The 17,640-nt window shown below is 39.6% G+C and carries 16 protein-coding genes and 1 pseudogene; 3 read left to right on the plus strand and 14 right to left on the minus strand.

Annotated features, from left to right (window positions below):
* The first annotated feature begins 115 nt into the window (after positions 1–115).
* A complete protein-coding gene (locus RB214_RS09415; RefSeq protein ID WP_309166338.1) occupies positions 116–1,378 on the plus strand; it encodes a nitrate- and nitrite sensing domain-containing protein in 1,263 nt (420 codons plus the stop codon).
* A 275-nt stretch (positions 1,379–1,653) separates the two neighbouring features.
* On the plus strand, positions 1,654–2,055 hold the full coding sequence (locus tag RB214_RS09420) for a hypothetical protein (protein WP_309166339.1): 402 nt from the start codon (positions 1,654–1,656) through the stop codon (positions 2,053–2,055).
* A 28-nt stretch (positions 2,056–2,083) separates the two neighbouring features.
* Here RB214_RS09420 and RB214_RS09425 read toward each other — a convergent pair.
* The 13 genes and pseudogenes from RB214_RS09425 to RB214_RS09485 form a co-directional block, all read right to left on the minus strand.
* Positions 2,084–2,411 (minus strand): annotated as a pseudogene (locus RB214_RS09425) (sensor histidine kinase); the annotation flags it as partial.
* A gap of 129 nt (positions 2,412–2,540) precedes the next feature.
* On the minus strand, positions 2,541–3,200 hold the full coding sequence (locus tag RB214_RS09430) for an MOSC domain-containing protein (protein WP_182672197.1): 660 nt from the start codon (positions 3,198–3,200) through the stop codon (positions 2,541–2,543).
* Positions 3,200–3,658: a molybdopterin synthase catalytic subunit MoaE gene (moaE, locus tag RB214_RS09435; RefSeq protein WP_182672198.1), complete on the minus strand. Its 459-nt coding sequence runs from the start codon at positions 3,656–3,658 to the stop codon at positions 3,200–3,202. Before moaE ends, RB214_RS09430 begins: the two co-directional genes overlap by 1 nt.
* Positions 3,658–3,957, minus strand: coding sequence for a MoaD/ThiS family protein (locus tag RB214_RS09440; RefSeq protein ID WP_039488090.1), 300 nt, complete (start codon positions 3,955–3,957; stop codon positions 3,658–3,660). The genes moaE and RB214_RS09440 overlap by 1 nt, the downstream gene beginning before the upstream one ends.
* Entirely contained in the window at positions 3,935–4,405 is a 471-nt protein-coding gene (gene moaC / locus RB214_RS09445) for a cyclic pyranopterin monophosphate synthase MoaC (RefSeq protein WP_182673542.1), read from the minus strand. Before moaC ends, RB214_RS09440 begins: the two co-directional genes overlap by 23 nt.
* Position 4,406: 1 nt before the next feature.
* Positions 4,407–4,946 carry a molybdenum cofactor biosynthesis protein B gene (moaB, locus tag RB214_RS09450; protein WP_309166348.1) on the minus strand — a complete coding sequence of 180 codons (540 nt, stop codon included), beginning with the start codon at positions 4,944–4,946 and terminating at the stop codon, positions 4,407–4,409.
* Positions 4,943–5,617: a molybdenum cofactor guanylyltransferase gene (locus RB214_RS09455; RefSeq protein ID WP_375144345.1), complete on the minus strand. Its 675-nt coding sequence runs from the start codon at positions 5,615–5,617 to the stop codon at positions 4,943–4,945. The genes moaB and RB214_RS09455 overlap by 4 nt, the downstream gene beginning before the upstream one ends.
* 25 nt (positions 5,618–5,642) lie before the next feature.
* Entirely contained in the window at positions 5,643–6,614 is a 972-nt protein-coding gene (gene moaA, locus RB214_RS09460) for a GTP 3',8-cyclase MoaA (protein ID WP_309166351.1), read from the minus strand.
* A 17-nt stretch (positions 6,615–6,631) separates the two neighbouring features.
* Positions 6,632–9,328: a nitrate reductase gene (locus tag RB214_RS09465; protein WP_309166352.1), complete on the minus strand. Its 2,697-nt coding sequence runs from the start codon at positions 9,326–9,328 to the stop codon at positions 6,632–6,634.
* Positions 9,329–9,368: 40 nt separating this feature from the next.
* The gene (locus RB214_RS09470; RefSeq protein ID WP_309166354.1) at positions 9,369–10,892 is read right to left on the minus strand and encodes an FAD-dependent oxidoreductase; all 1,524 of its coding nucleotides are present in this window, start codon (positions 10,890–10,892) and stop codon (positions 9,369–9,371) included.
* A gap of 227 nt (positions 10,893–11,119) precedes the next feature.
* Positions 11,120–12,313, minus strand: coding sequence for an alginate export family protein (locus RB214_RS09475; RefSeq protein ID WP_309166356.1), 1,194 nt, complete (start codon positions 12,311–12,313; stop codon positions 11,120–11,122).
* Between the two features lie 9 nt (positions 12,314–12,322).
* On the minus strand, positions 12,323–14,080 hold the full coding sequence (locus RB214_RS09480; protein WP_197111388.1) for a bifunctional protein-serine/threonine kinase/phosphatase: 1,758 nt from the start codon (positions 14,078–14,080) through the stop codon (positions 12,323–12,325).
* A 13-nt stretch (positions 14,081–14,093) separates the two neighbouring features.
* A complete protein-coding gene (locus tag RB214_RS09485; protein WP_149592127.1) occupies positions 14,094–15,563 on the minus strand; it encodes a NarK family nitrate/nitrite MFS transporter in 1,470 nt (489 codons plus the stop codon).
* Positions 15,564–15,851: 288 nt separating this feature from the next.
* Here RB214_RS09485 and moeB point away from each other — a divergent pair, with 288 nt between their 5' ends.
* On the plus strand, positions 15,852–16,610 hold the full coding sequence (gene moeB, locus RB214_RS09490) for a molybdopterin-synthase adenylyltransferase MoeB (protein WP_309166361.1): 759 nt from the start codon (positions 15,852–15,854) through the stop codon (positions 16,608–16,610).
* On the opposite strand, the gene RB214_RS09495 is transcribed toward moeB, so the two are convergent.
* Positions 16,611–17,639 (minus strand): ATP-binding cassette domain-containing protein, encoded by a 1,029-nt coding sequence (locus RB214_RS09495; RefSeq protein WP_309166362.1) that lies wholly within the window; start codon positions 17,637–17,639, stop codon positions 16,611–16,613. It lies immediately after the preceding gene.
* Position 17,640: the final 1 nt, after the last annotated feature.

Consider the following 17,640-nt stretch of genomic DNA (forward strand, 5'->3'; position numbering starts at 1 on the left):
TAAAAATAACACTTTAAGCAATTGTATTAGCTTGATTTTAAATTCAATGATGAAATTTATTAATGATTGGAACAGTGGTTGCACTTTAAAAACAAAAAAGTGTGGAATAATACCAATGGCGACAAGCAATCCTCTCACAAAACAGTTTTTATTAGCGGCTAAGTATCAAGAAATACACGCACTAAAGCAATTACAAAACAGTTGTGCCTCGCTTACTAAGTTAGGCGATTTTGTACATCAGTTACAAAAAGAACGTGCAATGAGTAATATCTTTTTGGCCTCAAATCGCGAGCGATTTAAAACCCAATTACAAGAACAAATCCCTTTAAGCAGCAGCGCACAAACTGCATTTTATGATTCTCTTAAACAAACATTTATAAACGACAACGCCGATACTGGCCATACTCGGTTATTTAATTTAATTACCTACAGCTTACAAGCACTCGATGCATTACCGGTATTACGCAAGCAAATAGCACAACAAAACATTAGTGCGGTACATGCTACGCAGTCATTCACTCAGTTAATTGCTAGTTTGCTCAATATTATTTTAGAGGCAGCAGATGGCGCAAGCGATCCTAAAATAACGCGATTGTTAGTCGCATTTTTCAATTTTATGCAAGGTAAAGAGTACGCAGGACAAGAGCGCGCCTGTGGTGCACAAGCATTTGCAGCGAGTAAATTTACCACTGAGCAAAAACAACAACTCGCGCATTTTGAACAAGAGCAAAACCACAGCTTTGACTTTTTTAATGAGTACGCCGATGCGCACCTTTTAAAATGCTTTGCAACACTAACAACACATCAGGTTAATAATCAGGTAGAGCAACTTAGAAGTTTACTGCAAAAACTCGATGACGAGAATGCTCAACCGCTCTCGCAACTAAGCGAAGTATGGTACGAAGTAACCACTACGCGCATAGATATAATGCACAAGATTGAGCAAAATATAGCAGATCAATTAATTGATACCGCAGCAATGCAAATAGCCTGTGCTCAACGTAGTTTAAATACAAATAAGCAAGTACTTAACAATATGGCAGAGCAACACATAGCCCCTACTTTTGGCCAATTAGCCATTAAGCAACCAGAGCCAGAAGTAAACCAAAATATAGCGGCCGATAAGCTCAACAGTAATAAAACTATGTATGATTTAATTATCGAGCAAAGCCAGCATATAAAACAAATAAACCAAGCGTTACTTGACGCTAAAAAAGTTATTAGTGAGCAAAAGGTCATTCACCAAGCCAAGTACATACTTATTGAGCAGTTAAAGCTCACCGAAGAGCAAGCCCATAAACAGCTACAAAAACAAGCAATGGATACGCATAAAACCTTATTTAGCGTAGCGCAAACAATTGTACAAATGAGCGATTAAATATGCTGTTTTTACTTGGGCATGTTGATCTTTAGTAATACCACTACCCTAAATAATAGTTATTTATTAAGTTACAAATTTCACACCCAGATTGAGTTTTGCCTTATTTTAAAATTGATTCATAACCTGCTGACTATAATAAGGTAAAACCCTAATTTGAAGTCTATTTATAATGCAAATTATTCAACGCATTCAAAATAATCAACTACAATAAGTTAATCATTTGTTGCATCTCATTTTAATGAGGCATATTTAATACTGTTGTAGGAGTTTGAATGCCCAATGTAGAGAGTTATATAGAAGGTGTATCATTTATAGATGAGCAGCAATTAACAACTTCTCTTGATAATGACATTCAAACAAACATAGAAAACATTGCTGAGCTAATTTTAAACATTTTTGATGCGAGCTCATTTTCTATTGTTGCTAATCTGCCTCAACGTGCTGTCGAGCTATATAAATCAGGTTCAGAAATAGCAGTAGCTAAAGAGCAACTATCTGATGATATTTTTAATGAATCGATTATTGAGCATGATCCTAAAATATTTAGAGTTATATCGCTTATTATTTTGCCCTCAGGTCTTAAGTTTGGATGGTTGATATTCGAGCGAGCAAGTGATTCACTACTTACAGAAAAAGAAAAATCAATTTTAAATAGTTTACAAAAAACTTTGTAAATCAGTTAGTCCAACGTAAAAATTCATTTTCTATATCTTTTTCACAAATTGTTAAAGTTTTCTCTGTGTTAATAAATTTCATAACAGCATAATTTAATGGATTTATTTCTTCAATACAGTCAATTGGTTGCTGCCTAATTAACAATATATCTGACTCAATGGTATTTATATCTATGGGGAGATCATTTTCTATTTTTTTAACTGACTTAGTAAGTTGATGAGAATATTTTAAGTGAAGAAAATTAAGTTGGTGAAACTTGGCCCCTTTAGCTATTTCAAAAGCTGAGTAAACAGTAATACTTACCTCTGCAGCTGTTAAAATCACAATAAGCATCAGTTTTTCTGGAGATATTCATATACGACACCTATTTTAGCTACTAACCCAACAGTTTTTTAATAACACTATAATAATTATAGTATTTATCACATTAGGTATAGCAGGTTTTATCTTTTTTACTAGCTCCTCTATAAATAACAATTTACGCTTAACTTAGTTCATTTTTAATACAAAGCTTCTTTTTAATTTTAGTTTGCCACTCAAGAGCAAGCTCCGGCAATTCGAGTGCTGCTAATAATACACTTTCATAATCTGGATATTTTTTATCAAAAAAAGCCTGGAACAGTTTTTTTACTGATATGTCGTGCGAGGCTTTCTTCTCGATAACAACACTATCACCCGTTTTTGCAACGCCCTGCTCTAGTACCCTAAAATACACGCCAGTGCAGTAATGCTGCGTAAACAGTTTAAGGCTGTTTTTATTATTAAGGGCGATAGCTAATTTAAAACAAGGCACACGAGGCTGGCTTACTTCAAGTAATGCAGTACCAATTCGAATATGGTCACCTATGTGTATATTCGCTTCATCAAGGTCAGAAATCGTGAAGTTTTCGCCAAAGGCACCTACTGCCAAATCATCATTCTCGAGGGTTTGTTTCCAATAATCATAATGATTGTGCGAAAACGCGTAAACCGCTTTATCAACCCCGCCGTGATTAACTAAATCAGCTTGCTCATCCCCTATAATATTTAGCTTTTCAATAACAACAGGTTCGTTAGTTGCCGTTTTAAAAATACCGGTTTTAACCTCTTTGCCGTTATACACTACCGTTTTTATTTTAGAGATATTAGTAGAGATTATTTTCATTAAGACTCCCACCTACCCATCGCTTGTTTGTCACTTTGTTTAAACTCAACCCAGTTTGATGAGTCTTTAAAGTGCTCTTTTTTCCAAAACGTGGCGTGGTTTTTTAAATAATCCATTATAAATTGTGCGCCTTCGAACGCGGCTTGGCGATGGCGGCAAGTTACGCCTACAAATACAATTTGCTCGCCAAGTGCTAAGTAACCAACGCGGTGAATAATGCATATTCTCGCCAGTTGCCAGCGAGTTTGTGCTTGCTCTGCAATAGATTGAAGCAGTTGCTCGGTCATACCAGGGTAGTGTTCAAGCTCAAGTGCAATAACGTTATCGCCACTGCTGAACTCTCTTACCAAACCTGTGAAGGTAACAACAGCGCCATCGCTTTTATTATTACTACAAAGCGTATTGTGCTCGTCACCTACATTAAAATCATCGGTTTGTACTTGAATATGTATGCTCATTAGCCACCTGTAACCGGCGGGAAAAAGGCAAGCTCATCCCCTGCTTTCACTATTTCGTCGCTTGATGACATAGTTTGGTTAAGCGCTGCAAGTAACTCACGCTCTTCCAGCCACGGTTGCCAGTGCGGGTATTGACTCACTAATCTTAATTTAAGCTCTGAAATAGTAAGCGGCTGCGTAATCTCAAGACTTAATTTACTGCACTTTAACCGCTCTTTTAGTTGCCCAAAAAACAATAACTCTACTTTCCCGGCGCTAGATATTGCATCGTTTGGATTAATCGCGTTGCCAACTACCATTTTTGCCCCCTGCTTTTTGAGTAACGCGCATGCCACTAATTTCCATAAGTGGGTCGGCTGCTTTACACATATCAAACAAAGTAAGCGCAGCAATAGATACCGCTGTTAACGCTTCCATTTCGACCCCGGTTTTACCGGCAAGTTTGCAGTAGCTGGTTACTTTAATTTGGCTGTTTGCTTCATCAAGTTCAAAATCAACAGCTACTTTAGTAAGTGCAAGCGGATGACAAAGCGGAATTAAATCGGCGCACTTTTTAGCGCCTTGAATACCCGCAATACGTGCCACTCCCAACACATCGCCCTTTTTGTTTTGATTAAGCATTACTTGTTCAAAGGCAAGCTTGCTCATGCTAATAAATGCTTCAGCTGAGGCATCGCGTAAGGTTACGTCTTTGAGCGATACATCAACCATATTAGCTTGGCCGTTTTCGTCTACGTGGCTTAACATACTATTGCTCACGCGATTCACACTTTTTACCAATGGTAATGTGCGGTACAAAGTTACACGGTTTATGCATTGAGTTAAGTTGATCTTTTATAATGCCTGTCCATGCTGTTTTGCATGCGCCTGTAGAGCCTGGCATACAAAAAATAACGGTGTTGTTAGCAAGTCCTGCCAATGCACGAGACTGAATAGTTGAGTTACCAATTTCGCCGAACGATATATGTCTAAATAGCTCACCAAAACCGTCTACGCTTTTATCAAACAGCGGCGCAAATGCCTCTGGTGTTGAATCGCGCTCAGTAAAGCCTGTACCGCCAGTCACTAAAATAGCATGAATGGTGTCATCGGCTATCCACTGCGATGCCACTGCACGCATCTGGTAAACGTCGTCTTTAACTATGTCTTTATCGGCTAAGTGATGACCCGCCTCAGTTAGCGCTTTAATTAAGTAATGACCAGAAGTATCGGTAATCGCATCGCGTGTATCGCTTACCGTCATTACGGCAATGTTTAATGCTATTTGTGACTCAGTTGTGTGACTCATAATGTTCTTCTTAATTGATTAATGCTTTGGTCAAAATGCTCATTTACAGCTTTAAATTGCGCCGGCGTATTGGTGTTTATTAATGCGTGCGTTTTATTACATAAAAGCGTTTGCACACCAATACTTTGGGTAAACTGTTTTATTGACTTATGACTGTTTGCGTTTGTGAGTATGTGTTTTAAATGATTTTTTACACTGCTTGTATTACGAATATACAGCGGTAGTGGTTCATTTTCAAAGTGCCAAGCCTTTATTTGTGACTGATTTAATTGATTGCTCACACTTTGTACTTTATTTGACTGAGAAGCCAGCACAATTGTGCTTAACAAATTACTCGTAAGTAGAGGCATATCTACCGCAGTAATAAGTAAGTCATGCTCGGTGGCTATTAATGTTGAGTAAATACCGCCAAGGGGTCCACTATTTGGGTATATATCTTTAACGTACTTCTCTGAGGGATAATCGCTCGAAGAATATTGGCTCGATGATTTAACTGGATTTGTAACGTTGCGGCTTATTAGTATATTTTTAGCGCCTGCGTCTTTTAATAAATCACACGCATTGTGCAATAGCGTTTTATTTTTTAAAACTAAATCGGCTTTGTCTGAGCCCATTCTTGATGACTTACCACCAGCAAGTACAACGCCTGTAAAATCTCGCTTAACTTTCATATTAGATTTTATATTAGCTTTCATATTAGCCGCCTAACATGGCTAAGTGAGTTGTAGCACCTGTTAAGCGTTTATCCAGCTCATGGCTTATTTCTTTATTGCCCATAGCGGCTTGAATTGCCTTTACGGTCGCTGCAGTATCGTCCTCGTTTAGTAGTTCGCGTAAATCTATACCTTGCTCTGCAAATAAACATAAGTGTAATTTACCCAGAGCCGACACCCTCAAGCGATTACAACTTTTACAAAAGTCTTTACTGTAAGGCATTATTAAACCAATACGACCATCGTAATCAGGATGACAAAATTCCTCAGCGGGTCCGTTTAATTTTCCCCTAACTACTTGTAACCAACCTTGGTCGAGTAATTGGGCTTTAACCGTTTGCCCACTTAAGTGGTTTTCTTCAAAAAAGCTTGCGCCGTCACCTGTTTCCATTAATTCTATAAAGCGCACCGTAACTTTGTGGTGCTTTACCCACGCTAAAAAATCCTTCAATTGGTTTTTATTAAACTGCTTGGCAAGCACCGCATTTATTTTTATATCTTTTATGCCCAGCTCTACCGAGCGTTCAATCCCTTTTAAAATAAGGTTAAGTTTGTCGTGACCTGTTATGAGTTTAAACATACTCGGATTTAAACTATCAATACTGACATTAAGCGCATCAAGCCCGGCTTCAGCAAATTCATCAATTTTCTTTAATAAATTAAATCCGTTGGTAGTAATGGCTACTTTTTCTATACCAGGCGTATTTTTACAGAGTTTTATAATATCGGTTACGTCGTTTCGCAAGCACGGTTCGCCACCTGTAATGCGCACTTTTTTAGTACCTAGCTCTGCAAACGCATTTACTAAGGTGTTTATTTCGCTTTTATTTAAAAAATTACGCGGCGTATCGCACTGATACCCGTTTGGTAAACAATAACTACAACTAAAATTACATACATCGGTTATTGAGAGGCGCAAATAGTTAAACTGCCGACCAAATTGATCATTAAGCATATGCTTCCTTTTTTTCTTTACATTACAACCGCAACATCAATGCTGCTAGAGCCTGCTTTGTAATGTTGTTTTATTAATTGGCTTAATTGTGTTTTACACGAACCACAGTTCGTTCCACATTTAAGTTCAGACCCCAGTTGCTCGACGGTGTTTGCACCGTTTTTAATGGCGTTTATAATTGGCTGCTCTCTTACTTTAAAGCAGCTACACACTTGCATGCCTTGGGTAAATTCTTCATCGGGGGTTGCATAAAGCAAAGACTGTAACTTTGTAAAGGTCAGTAATGGCTCTGCAAATAAATGGTTTATCCATTCGAGTGATATTTCTTTTTGCTCATTAGAAATAACACCAACAAACGCTAATTGATCGTTTTGAATACACTGCACATGCATGGCTTTTGCCGTATTCATAGCCGACCACTGCCCTTGTAAACCGGTTAAGGTTTGGCAGAAATACAGTAAATCACTTTGTGCCTCATTAAGAGCCAATTGGTAATTAAAGCAATTACTTGCATTAACTTTGAGCCAAAAATCACTGTTTACAATAAGCTCGTTTTTAGTAAACAGCTGCATATATTGCTCAAACGGTGCTTTAACTATATTAACGGCGCCATGTTTACACTCAGCCTGACCAGATAGAGGGTCAACTACCGATTGATACAACCCACTTACTGTTGCTGATGACGCAAATTGCTTGTTCCAATGAATAGGCATAAAGCATTCACCTTTTCGCACGGCATCGGTCACTTTTGCATGCGCGGTAACATGCCCTGTTTGGGCAATCGCACTTATTAAATCGTTTTGTTTAATTGCTAACTTACTGGCATCAAGCGGATTAATTTCAATGTACGGCCGTGTAATATGCGATGAAAGCGCGGTACTTTTACCCGTGCGGCTCATGGTATGCCATTGGTCGCGTATACGCCCTGAGTTCATTACAAACGGATAATCGCTTGATGTTTTTTGCACAGGTAATTGCGGGGTTATGGGTATAAAACGCGCCTTTTTATCAGCGGTGCTAAATTGGTTATCTGTAAAAACCTGGCCGTTTTTATAAGGCTGCTTTTTAACAACAGGCCACATAATGGGTTTTAAGTTATCGTACTGGCTTTTTGTGAGCCCAACTAAACCAGAGAGGTTTAATAATCGGCTGCCGTTATTTTCAAAGTCGGTTAATTGTGCCCATTCTTCAAAAATGCCACTGGGATCTGCAAAATCAAACCCTTCAAAGCCCATTTTTTTAGCAACTTCGCACATAATTTGCCAATCGTTTTTAGCACCAGAGTAAGGTACAACCAACGGGCGCTGCCTTGATATTCTGCGCTCTGAGTTAGTTACTGTGCCGTTTTTTTCGCCCCATCCGGTTGATGGAAAAGCAACATCGGCAAATTTTAACGTATCACTTTTTGCAATACAGTCAGATACAACCACCAGCTCGTAGGTCTCTAATGCTTTTTTAATAGCGGCGTTATTGGGCAAACTCACCATTGGGTTTGTTGCCATTATCCACACTGCTTTTATTTTGCCTGCGGCTATTTCATCAAACATATCAATAGCATTACTACCTGCTTTTTTAGCGATCGTTGGCGAGAGCCAAAAGCGTTGTACAAGTGATTGATGCGCTTTGTTTTCAATATCTAAGTGCGCCGCTAACTGATTAGCCAAACCACCTACTTCGCGCCCGCCCATCGCATTGGGTTGCCCAGTAATCGAAAACGGACCGTTGCCTGGTTTAAGTAATTTACCTGAGGCTAAATGTGCATTAATAATGGCGTTGCATTTATCTACACCCGAGCTTGATTGATTTATACCCATTGAATAAAAGCTAATCGCGCTTGGGCTGTTAGCAAATAGCGCGTAAAACTCAATTACTTGCTCAATTGCTATATCGCAAAAGTCGCTAACAGCCTCACAGCTCCATTTTGTTGCCTCTTGCAGTGCGCTTTCAAAGCCGTTTGTGTGCTGAGCAATAAATTGCGTGTCGAGGTGGTTATGCTCATTTAAATAATTAAGCAAGCCGTTATAAAGCGCGGCGTCACTGCCTGGTTTTATATTTAAAAATGTGTCGGCAAGCTCAGCTGTGTCGGTTTTACGCGGATCAATAACCACCACTTTCATATTTGGGTTAAGCTGCTTTGCACGCTCCATTCGCTGATACAAAACCGGATGAGTCCACGCTGCATTTGAGCCAATTAAAATAAGTAGCTCAGTTTGCTCTAAATCCTCATAGGTACACGGCACTACGTCTTCACCAAAAGCGCGTTTGTAACCTGCCACAGCAGATGACATACACAGGCGCGAATTTGTATCAATATTGCCTGAGCCTATGTAGCCTTTCATTAATTTATTCGCGATGTAGTAATCTTCAGTGAGTAACTGCCCTGACACATAAAATGCCACCGCATCGGGTCCGTGCTTTTGTATTACGTCGTTAAATTTATTGGCAACGTGGTCGGTTGCTTCATCCCACGTAACGGCTTGGTTATTAATAAGGGGCGACGTTAAGCGATTATCACTGCCTGTGGTGTCGAGCAAATGGGTGCCTTTTACACATAAACGACCAAAGTTTGCGGGGTGCTCTCGCATGCCTTCAAGCTTGGTTGGCACATTATTAAAAAGTGAAATATCAACACCGCACCCTACACCACAGTAAGCACATGTTGTTTGTTTTAAACTCGTTTTATTTATAGTTGGTGACGTATTTACGGTTGCCATACTGCTCTCTTTTAATGTGCTTTAATTAGTGTGCTTTAATTTATGCGGGCTGTTTTACAGGCTCATTAAGCGTAACTACGTTAATAGTGTTACTTGCTTTAGCGAGCGCGCTGTTTATTACGTTTTGAACGAGCTTTTCACACCCTCCACAGCCTGTACTGGCTTTGGTGCTTTGCTGCACACCTGCCAAATCTATGCAGCCGTTAGAAACTGATTGTTCAATGGTGTGTTTAGTTACTTTATGACAAGCGCAAATAATAGCGTCATCAGGCAAGTCGTCGGCGCTTAGCTCTGCTATTTCGCCTGCAAGAGGCATAATGAGCGCTTCAGGGGCGGTGGTTAGTTCAATGTCGTTTAAATGATATTGCAGTAAATTATCGTAATCGCTGGTATCGCCAACAAGTACCGCGCCAATTAGCTTATTGCTTTGTGAATTAGTGACTATTTTTTTATAAATGCCATTGGCTTGATCTTCAAAATAATAGCTTATTGCGCCTTCGCTGCGTGCATGTGCATCGCCAATAGAGCCTACTTCAACGCCCATTAATTTAAGCTTGGTGCTCATATCGGCACCACTAAATTCATCGGCTTTATTGTCTAAGCCAGTACTTTGTAAAGTGCCTTGCTGAGTATCTTGTAAAATATGCCCAACTGCTATTTTAGCCATGGCATAACCAGGTGCCACTAAGCCAAAAATAAAGTTATTCCACAGTGCACATTCACCAATAGCGTATATGTTTTTATCACTCGTTTGGCAGTGGTTATTAATTACAATACCGCCGCGCTCGCCTAACTCTAAATTAAACTCGCGTGCCAAATTATCATAAGGGCGAATACCTGCCGAAAATACAATCATGTCGGTTTCAAGGGTTTTGCCGCCTTTAAAACACATTTTATAACGGCAACTTTCACCTTCTACTATTTCCTCAGTTGCTACCGATGTATGTACAGTAACGCCCAAATCTGTAATTTTGTTTTTTAGTAACCGACCGCCCCCCGCATCAACTTGTACACCCATAAGTTGCGGTGCAAATTCTATTACGTGAGTCTGTAAACCCAATTGCTTTAATGCGTTTGCAGCTTCAAGCCCCAGTAAACCGCCACCAATAACCACGCCTACTTTGCTGCCGTGGGCTGAATTTTTTATTCCGTGTAAATCGTTAATGGTGCGATAAACAAGGCAATGCTCGCGATCTTTACCCGGTATAGGCGGTACAAATGGGAATGAACCTGTAGCAAGCACAAGTTTGTCGTATTCAAACAACTCCCCTTTAGCGGTCGTTACAGTTTGCGTATCACGATTTATATCAACCACTTTAGAATGAGTATGAAAGCGTACTTGCCAATCGTCATAGGTTTTATTGCATGTAAGTGCGAGGTCGTCTGCGGTTTTGCCTTTAAAAAAAGACGATAGCTGCACGCGGTCATACGCTAAACGGTCTTCACCGCTAAGTACCGTAATTTCAAATTGCTCATCAGCTTGATTTTGAGAAACTAGCTGCTGCACAAAATGGTGCCCCACCATTCCGTTTCCTACCACTACAACACGCTGCTTGCTTAGCATTTACTCACCTTAAAATGATATCTACTTTAGTGATTGACTAAAGCTAACATCGAATAATTTGTTATAGGATTGTTATAGCAATATGTAAGCCAAATATATAAGCATTTAAAATCAGCAAGTTGCCTATATTGGTGCAGAGGTGAAAAGCATAAAGCGACACAAGATGGTGCAACTGCACCATCTTGTGTCGCTATAAATTACAAGTGAATATTAGAAGATAAAGAGGATTAAAATTTAGCGCTCATCCATACCCACAATTTTTGAGTATCGACTTTATTAGCAGCAGTATCGCCCGCTGAGTAATCAGCGTATTTAACACCCACTGCGTATTGTTTATTAATAGGTTTAACGTATTGTACGTTTAGTTCACTGCCTAAATCGTCAACCCCATTTGATTGCTCATTAGCATCAAAACTGTGATAAGCCACCAGCCATTTTCCGTCAAACGCTTTACCGTTTAAGCTTATGTAAGTGTCGTCCAAGCCTTGTGCGGGTGTATTTAAAAACGTATCTGTCCAACCATTAAATTTATGTAACGTGGCAAGCGGTGTTGCAAACCCGTAATCGCCATTGTCAGAGCCAAGTGACTCTATGCCGACTTTTAAAGTTACTGTTTTTATGCCCAACCCATTTAAATCCACAGCGCCTTCAAGTGCATAGTAATCAGCATCAAAATCACTCACGCTTGTTGAGGCAGACTGCGTTGCATACTCCGCTTTGTAATAAAAATTTATATCGTTTAGGGTTTTATTACCGTTAAAATAAACGCCATAAGTATCTAAACTGTCGTCTTGTAGTGCATCGTCACTTAATAAGTAACTGTATAAAACCACTTTACCGTAGTCTGTTTTAAAGCTTGCATTAATTAAATGATCGGACGATTTAATGTCTTTATCGTCAGCAAATATGCGGTTACGCTTATTCAAATAACTGTACTGTAAATCTATGTTGTTAAATGCGTAATTAATGGTTGCTGCATCAAAGGTTTGTCTGTCTTGGCGCCAACCTACGTGCCCAACAAAACGCTGCCCATCAAGGGCTATTACTTGGCGCCCTACTTTTAGCGATAGACCATCGCGGGCATATTTAACAAAACCTTGGTCTATCTCAGTGCTTTCTGGGTCTGCAATAACAGAGTAATTAGTGTTTTTCCCCACCGTATTATTGTAATCGTCTACGCCCAATAAGCTGCGAGTGTCTTCTACTTCAATAACGGCTGAAAAACCATTCACCTCGTCTGTTTGGTGCGTTAAGCGGGTTCTAAGTGTTAAGCCGCTTGCATCTTTTAAGGCATTTTCTTGATCAACGCTTTCAAAACGCAGTCTAAAATCAAGAGCAGTTTGCGCAGCTTGGCTTATTGAAGGCGCAGTGAAGCAACCCAGTATAAAAATAATAGGTAAGTTGTTCTTATAGTTAAGCATTTTGGTTCTCTAAGTTTTAATTATTAATACACATACCAAAGCAATAAATAAACACAGCGAAATACATTTCCACACCATAACTGGATCGCGTTTCATTATTGAGCTTTTATTAGCGGTACTTTCTAAATAAGGATTAGGTTTGTTGATATCGTTTATAAACTCAGAAAAAGCTTGGTATCTGAGCTCAGGTTTAGGGGCAAGCGCTTTCATAAGGGCTTGATCTAACCAAAACGGGATATCGGCTCTGTATTTACGAATACTTGTGTAGTGCCAATGGCTGTAATCTTTTGGCGCTACGTGGTTAAGTGGCAGTGGTTTGTAAGGTAATTTTGAGCACAATAACTCGTATGCAATAACGCCAAGTGAAAACAAATCACTTTTAAAATCGGCGTGCATAGTAATAAGTGTTTCGGGTGCGGTGTAGTCGGCAGTGCCTTGTGGGCAATCATCCGCAATTTGCTTAACCGACTCGTCCATAGCCGCAACACTTACAGTGCCGTAATCAATGAGCGTTACTTTTCCGTGCGCATCTATCATTACGTTATCGAGTTTTAAATCACGATGTACCATATCGAGTCGCTGAAACGCCCTTAGTGCATGTACTATTTGTTCAATAATACTGCGCACTTGGGTTATTTCTGGGTGCGGCACGTCGTGCTTCCAATCACTAAGTGTTTGTCCGTCCATGTACTCACAAATATGATACAAAAAACGACTCTGCGATTGCGTGCTTAGTACTTTCATCACGTTAAGGTGGTTTATGCGTTGCCCTACCCAGCCTTCTCTTATAAAGCCTTGAAGGTAGTGCACATCGTCTTCAAAATTAACCGAAGGTGCTTTTAAAACCACTGGCGGTATATCGGGCGCTTGTTGCACTAGGTAAATGTGCGAGCGACTACTGGCATGTAATTTACGAATAACCGTGTAATCATCAATTTTTTGCCCAACATTAAGCGCAGGTGGAATTTTTCGTCGTGTTAGCGAATGGTAAAGTTCATCTAACTTTTGCTCGGCAATATTTTCTACTTTTACCAGTAAACAACTTACGTTGTCGTCACTGCCTCGCGCTAATGCAAGTTCGGTAATTGCTTTAGCTGCATTTTCTAAATTAGTGTGATCTAAATTAACGTGTTCATTAATTAGTTTTGCTATATCGCTGTTTGGGAGCACATCGTGTACGCCATCGCAGGTTAATATATAAATATCGTCTGCTTTTAGGTCAACTTCGTATACATCTATTTCTTGATGAAGTTGTGCGCCAAGTGCACGCGTTAGGGTATCGTTTACTTTGTGATCCCGTGTTATTGCCTCTATTTTATTTCCTCGCAAGCGAGTAATACGCGTATCACCTAAGTGAAATATATAACCCGTTGCCGACTTTAAAATAAGTGCTGTAAAAGTCGTCATCCAATCGGCTTGGCGCTGACCTAAGTGATTGTAATTAACTGATTGCGAATAAAGCCACTGATTTAAACTTGCTAACACCTTCGACACTGACTTTTTAACCGCCCAACTTTCGGGGGTATTTAAATACTCATTTATAAAATGAGTAACCGAAAGTTGAGACGCTTGTTTAGCATTTTTTGCTGATGAACACCCATCGGCTAAGCAGGCAATAACGCCTTTAGACTCTTTTTCTTGTGCTTTAGTATTGAGAGCTGCAAACGCATCTTGGTTTTCTGCTTTTAACCCTTTTGCGCTGTGTCCGCCAAATGAAACGTTGAGTTCATTTTCAAGCGCTTTAGCGTGGTGTGTTTCATCAAACATAGTCAATAATGCCTTAAGTCACTGAAATAAGTTCAACGGTGCCGTCTTCATTTACTTCGGTAATATGTCCATCTGGTTCTTTCATAAAAAACAGTGCAGCTAGGCCAAGTAATGCACTACCCGCAATAATGAAAAAGAAGGTTTGATAATCAACAAGTGACAATGCCGTTAAGTAAACTACTGCACCAACATTACCGTAAGCGCCAGTCATACCTGCAATTTGCCCAGTTAAACGACGCTTAATTAGCGGTACTGCAGCAAATACAGCGCCTTCACCTGCTTGCACAAAGAACGAACATGCCATAGCCGCAACAACAGCAAGCCATAAAGGCCAAGATGCATCAACCAAGCCCATAACAAAATAACCAACAGCAAGACCCGTTGTAAGTACAATAAGTGTTATACGACGACCTAATTTATCTGAAATCCAACCGCCACCAGGGCGAGAAGCTAAGTTCATAAATGCGTAAGCAGAGGCTAAAATACCCGCGTACACCATATCAAGGCCAAACACATCCATAAAAAACAGCGGTAACATAGATACAACCGCAAGCTCAGAACCAAAGGTTGTAAAATATAAAATATTTAAAACAGCTACTTGCTTAAATTCATAACGATGCGACTCGGGTACTGGCTCTTTAAAAATATGACCATTTACGTCAAAGGTTTTATACACTTCGTAAATATAAAGCAGAACTAAAAAAGCATACACGGCAAGTACAAAATTAGCCGAAATTAGGTTAGCACCGGTTGGTGAAAGCTTCCAAGTAAGTAATGCTAATGCACCATACATAGGGATTTTCATAATAAGCAGTAATACAAAGTCGCCTTTACTGGTTACTTCCATTGCGCCTACTTTTTTAGGCTTAAAGTATGTACCGCCTTTTGGTGTATCGGTTACATTTAAGTACCAAATAATACCAAATATAACGCTTAATACACCCGTTAAACCTACTGCGTAGCGCCAACCATCTTCGCCACCAAACATAAGTGCAATAATTGGCAATAACATAGCCGCTGCTGCTGAACCAAAGTTACCCCAGCCGCCATAAATACCTTCTGCTATGCCCAGCTCGTTAGCAGGAAACCATTCACTCACCATACGAATGCCCACAACAAAGCCAGCACCAATAAAGCCTAGCGCAAAACGCGCTATAGCGGCTTGTTCAAATGTGGTTGCCATAGCAAACATAAAACACGGAATACTACAGGTAATAAGTAGCGCGGCATAAACAATCCGGGGACCAAATTTATCGGTCAGCATACCCACCACAACACGGGCAGGAATAGTTAATGCTACATTTAAAATTAGTAATGTTTTAACTTGTGCCATGGTAATACCAAGCGAGCCCGCAATTGCACCTAATAAAGGAGCATGGTTAAACCATACAAAAAATGACACAAAAAAGACCATCCAACTCAGATGTAATACTTTCATTTTTCCTTTAAAGGATATTAAGTTAAATCCAGAACTCGGTTGCATGTTTATTTCCTCGTAAACGTATTATTGTTTTACTAATGCCCCACTCTTTTAGATGAGTAGCAGCCCAATGTTTGTTAAATTTTAGTTAACCTACTACAGCAATTACTGAGCCACTAATTAAAAGCCATCAATTTCAGTTGGTTATATGTATTTATTATTTTAATGCGTTATAGTTGCACTATATGAGTGAAGGGCTATGGACTGTTACAGTGCAAATAAAAAGCGTTACTACTTGCTCTAGGATTTAACAAATTGGTATTGTTCAAAAAAAGTATGAGATGTTTAAAAATGCAAAAAGCACCGTTAACGTACCAACAGCAACTACGCTATTCTCGGCATATTATGCTGCCGCAGCTTGATATAGACGGACAAGAGAAACTATGGCAATCGCATGCTTTAGTTGTTGGTGTGGGTGGGCTTGGGTGTGCGGTAGGTCAATACTTAGCGGCATCTGGCGTTGGCACGCTTACCCTAGTTGATAACGATGAAATAGACGTGACCAACCTGCAAAGGCAAATACTGTATAAAGAAAGTGATATTGGTAGCTCAAAATGCAGTGCTGCTAAAAAACAGCTCAGCGAACTTAATAGTGAAATAGATATAAACACCATTGAGGCATTTTTTGATGTAAATACCTTTACAGAACAATTATTTAATAACATTGATATAGTGATTGATTGCTCAGATAACCTAGCAACGCGCAATGCACTTAATAGCGCCTGTTTTAAAGCTAAAGTTCCACTGGTGTCAGGCTCTGCAATACGTATGGAAGGACAAGTCGCGTGTTTTACTATGGATGAAAACAGCCACTGTTATGGTTGTTTATCACAATTTTTTAGTGAACAAACACAAAGCTGCTCAGAATCCGGTGTGCTTTCACCTATTGTAGGGCTAATAGGCAGTATTCAGGCTACTGAAACGCTAAAAATGCTTGCTGGTTTGCCAAGTGGCTTAAGCGAACACTTATTACTGGTGGATGGTTTAAGCATGGAGTTTAATCGTTTTAAAATAGCTAAAAACAGTCAATGTGCGGTGTGCAGCATTTAGTTATTCTAGATTACTGATTGTTGTATAAAGCACATCGCCCACTTTAAAGTCGTTTTTGTCCCACACTCGTCTTGATGCCAAGCAATACAATGTTTGCCCATCTACATTAAGCGTTAGCTGCCACTTATTATTAATAAGCTCAGCCTGAGTTAATACCGACTTTAAAACATTACTGTGCGTTGTTTGCTCAGGCTTTAACGCACTAAACGACATTTGCTCACTTTCTATAATTAGCTTATTACTGCTATCTACAAGTGCAGGAAGCACAAAAAGCGGCTGCTCACTTTGCTGTAATTGCAGTTGATATAGCCCGTAGTCTTCATCAAATTTAACCACATTGTAATTAATTAAGCTCAGCGGTGTTTGCCTGTCGTTTGCGTAAATAGCTTTTGCAACGTGCGCACTTGTACCTTGGTTTATCACCTTTCCTTTATCAAGCTGAATAAGGATATCGCAGCAAAATAGCAGCTCTTTTAATGAGTGGCTTACTATTATAAATTTAATATTAAACTTAACTGCAAACTCGCTAAGTTTAGTGAGCGTTTTAAAACGCAATGACCAATCAAGCGCACTAAAAGGCTCATCAAGCATTATAAATTTTTGACCGGCAAGCAAAGTGCGCGCAAATACTACACGTTGGCGCTCGCCACCCGATAAGCTTTGTACATCACGATTTAGTAAATCTTGTAATTCAAGCGCTTTAACAACGTATTGAAGCGTTAAGCTGGTTTGTTTGTTCCCGCAGTGTTGTTGTGTAAACGCTAAATTACCTGCCACATCTAAATGAGGAAACAACGGGCACGATTGCAACTGAAGCGTTATACCGCGTTTATCGCTTGGCAACTCATGCACTGGCTGATTATTAATATGAACACTTTTTGCAGGCTCTAAACCACTAATACAACGCAGTAATGTTGACTTACCAGAGCCTGAAGGCCCGTAAACACCCAATACATTAAACGACTCAAGCTCAAGGTTTATATCTAAATCAAAATTATTGAGTGCTTTAAAAAGGCTTAACTTAATCATT

It is taken from the genome of Pseudoalteromonas sp. HL-AS1, from assembly GCF_031198785.1.
GTDB classification, from domain to species: domain Bacteria; phylum Pseudomonadota; class Gammaproteobacteria; order Enterobacterales; family Alteromonadaceae; genus Pseudoalteromonas; species Pseudoalteromonas distincta.

Excerpts from the sequence above, each read along its gene's own strand:
- RB214_RS09415 (WP_309166338.1), top strand. The coding sequence starts at position 116 with ATGGCGACAAGCAATCCTCTCACAAAACAGTTTTTATTAGCGGCTAAG.
- RB214_RS09420 (WP_309166339.1), top strand. The coding sequence starts at position 1,654 with ATGCCCAATGTAGAGAGTTATATAGAAGGTGTATCATTTATAGATGAG.
- RB214_RS09430 (WP_182672197.1), bottom strand. The coding sequence starts at position 3,200 with ATGAAAATAATCTCTACTAATATCTCTAAAATAAAAACGGTAGTGTAT.
- moaE (WP_182672198.1), bottom strand. The coding sequence starts at position 3,658 with ATGAGCATACATATTCAAGTACAAACCGATGATTTTAATGTAGGTGAC.
- RB214_RS09440 (WP_039488090.1), bottom strand. The coding sequence starts at position 3,957 with ATGGTAGTTGGCAACGCGATTAATCCAAACGATGCAATATCTAGCGCC.
- moaC (WP_182673542.1), bottom strand. The coding sequence starts at position 4,405 with ATGTTAAGCCACGTAGACGAAAACGGCCAAGCTAATATGGTTGATGTA.
- moaB (WP_309166348.1), bottom strand. The coding sequence starts at position 4,946 with ATGAGTCACACAACTGAGTCACAAATAGCATTAAACATTGCCGTAATG.
- RB214_RS09455 (WP_375144345.1), bottom strand. The coding sequence starts at position 5,617 with ATGAAAGTTAAGCGAGATTTTACAGGCGTTGTACTTGCTGGTGGTAAG.
- moaA (WP_309166351.1), bottom strand. The coding sequence starts at position 6,614 with ATGCTTAATGATCAATTTGGTCGGCAGTTTAACTATTTGCGCCTCTCA.
- RB214_RS09465 (WP_309166352.1), bottom strand. The coding sequence starts at position 9,328 with ATGGCAACCGTAAATACGTCACCAACTATAAATAAAACGAGTTTAAAA.
- RB214_RS09470 (WP_309166354.1), bottom strand. The coding sequence starts at position 10,892 with ATGCTAAGCAAGCAGCGTGTTGTAGTGGTAGGAAACGGAATGGTGGGG.
- RB214_RS09475 (WP_309166356.1), bottom strand. The coding sequence starts at position 12,313 with ATGCTTAACTATAAGAACAACTTACCTATTATTTTTATACTGGGTTGC.
- RB214_RS09480 (WP_197111388.1), bottom strand. The coding sequence starts at position 14,080 with ATGTTTGATGAAACACACCACGCTAAAGCGCTTGAAAATGAACTCAAC.
- RB214_RS09485 (WP_149592127.1), bottom strand. The coding sequence starts at position 15,563 with ATGCAACCGAGTTCTGGATTTAACTTAATATCCTTTAAAGGAAAAATG.
- moeB (WP_309166361.1), top strand. The coding sequence starts at position 15,852 with ATGCAAAAAGCACCGTTAACGTACCAACAGCAACTACGCTATTCTCGG.
- RB214_RS09495 (WP_309166362.1), bottom strand. The coding sequence starts at position 17,639 with ATGATTAAGTTAAGCCTTTTTAAAGCACTCAATAATTTTGATTTAGAT.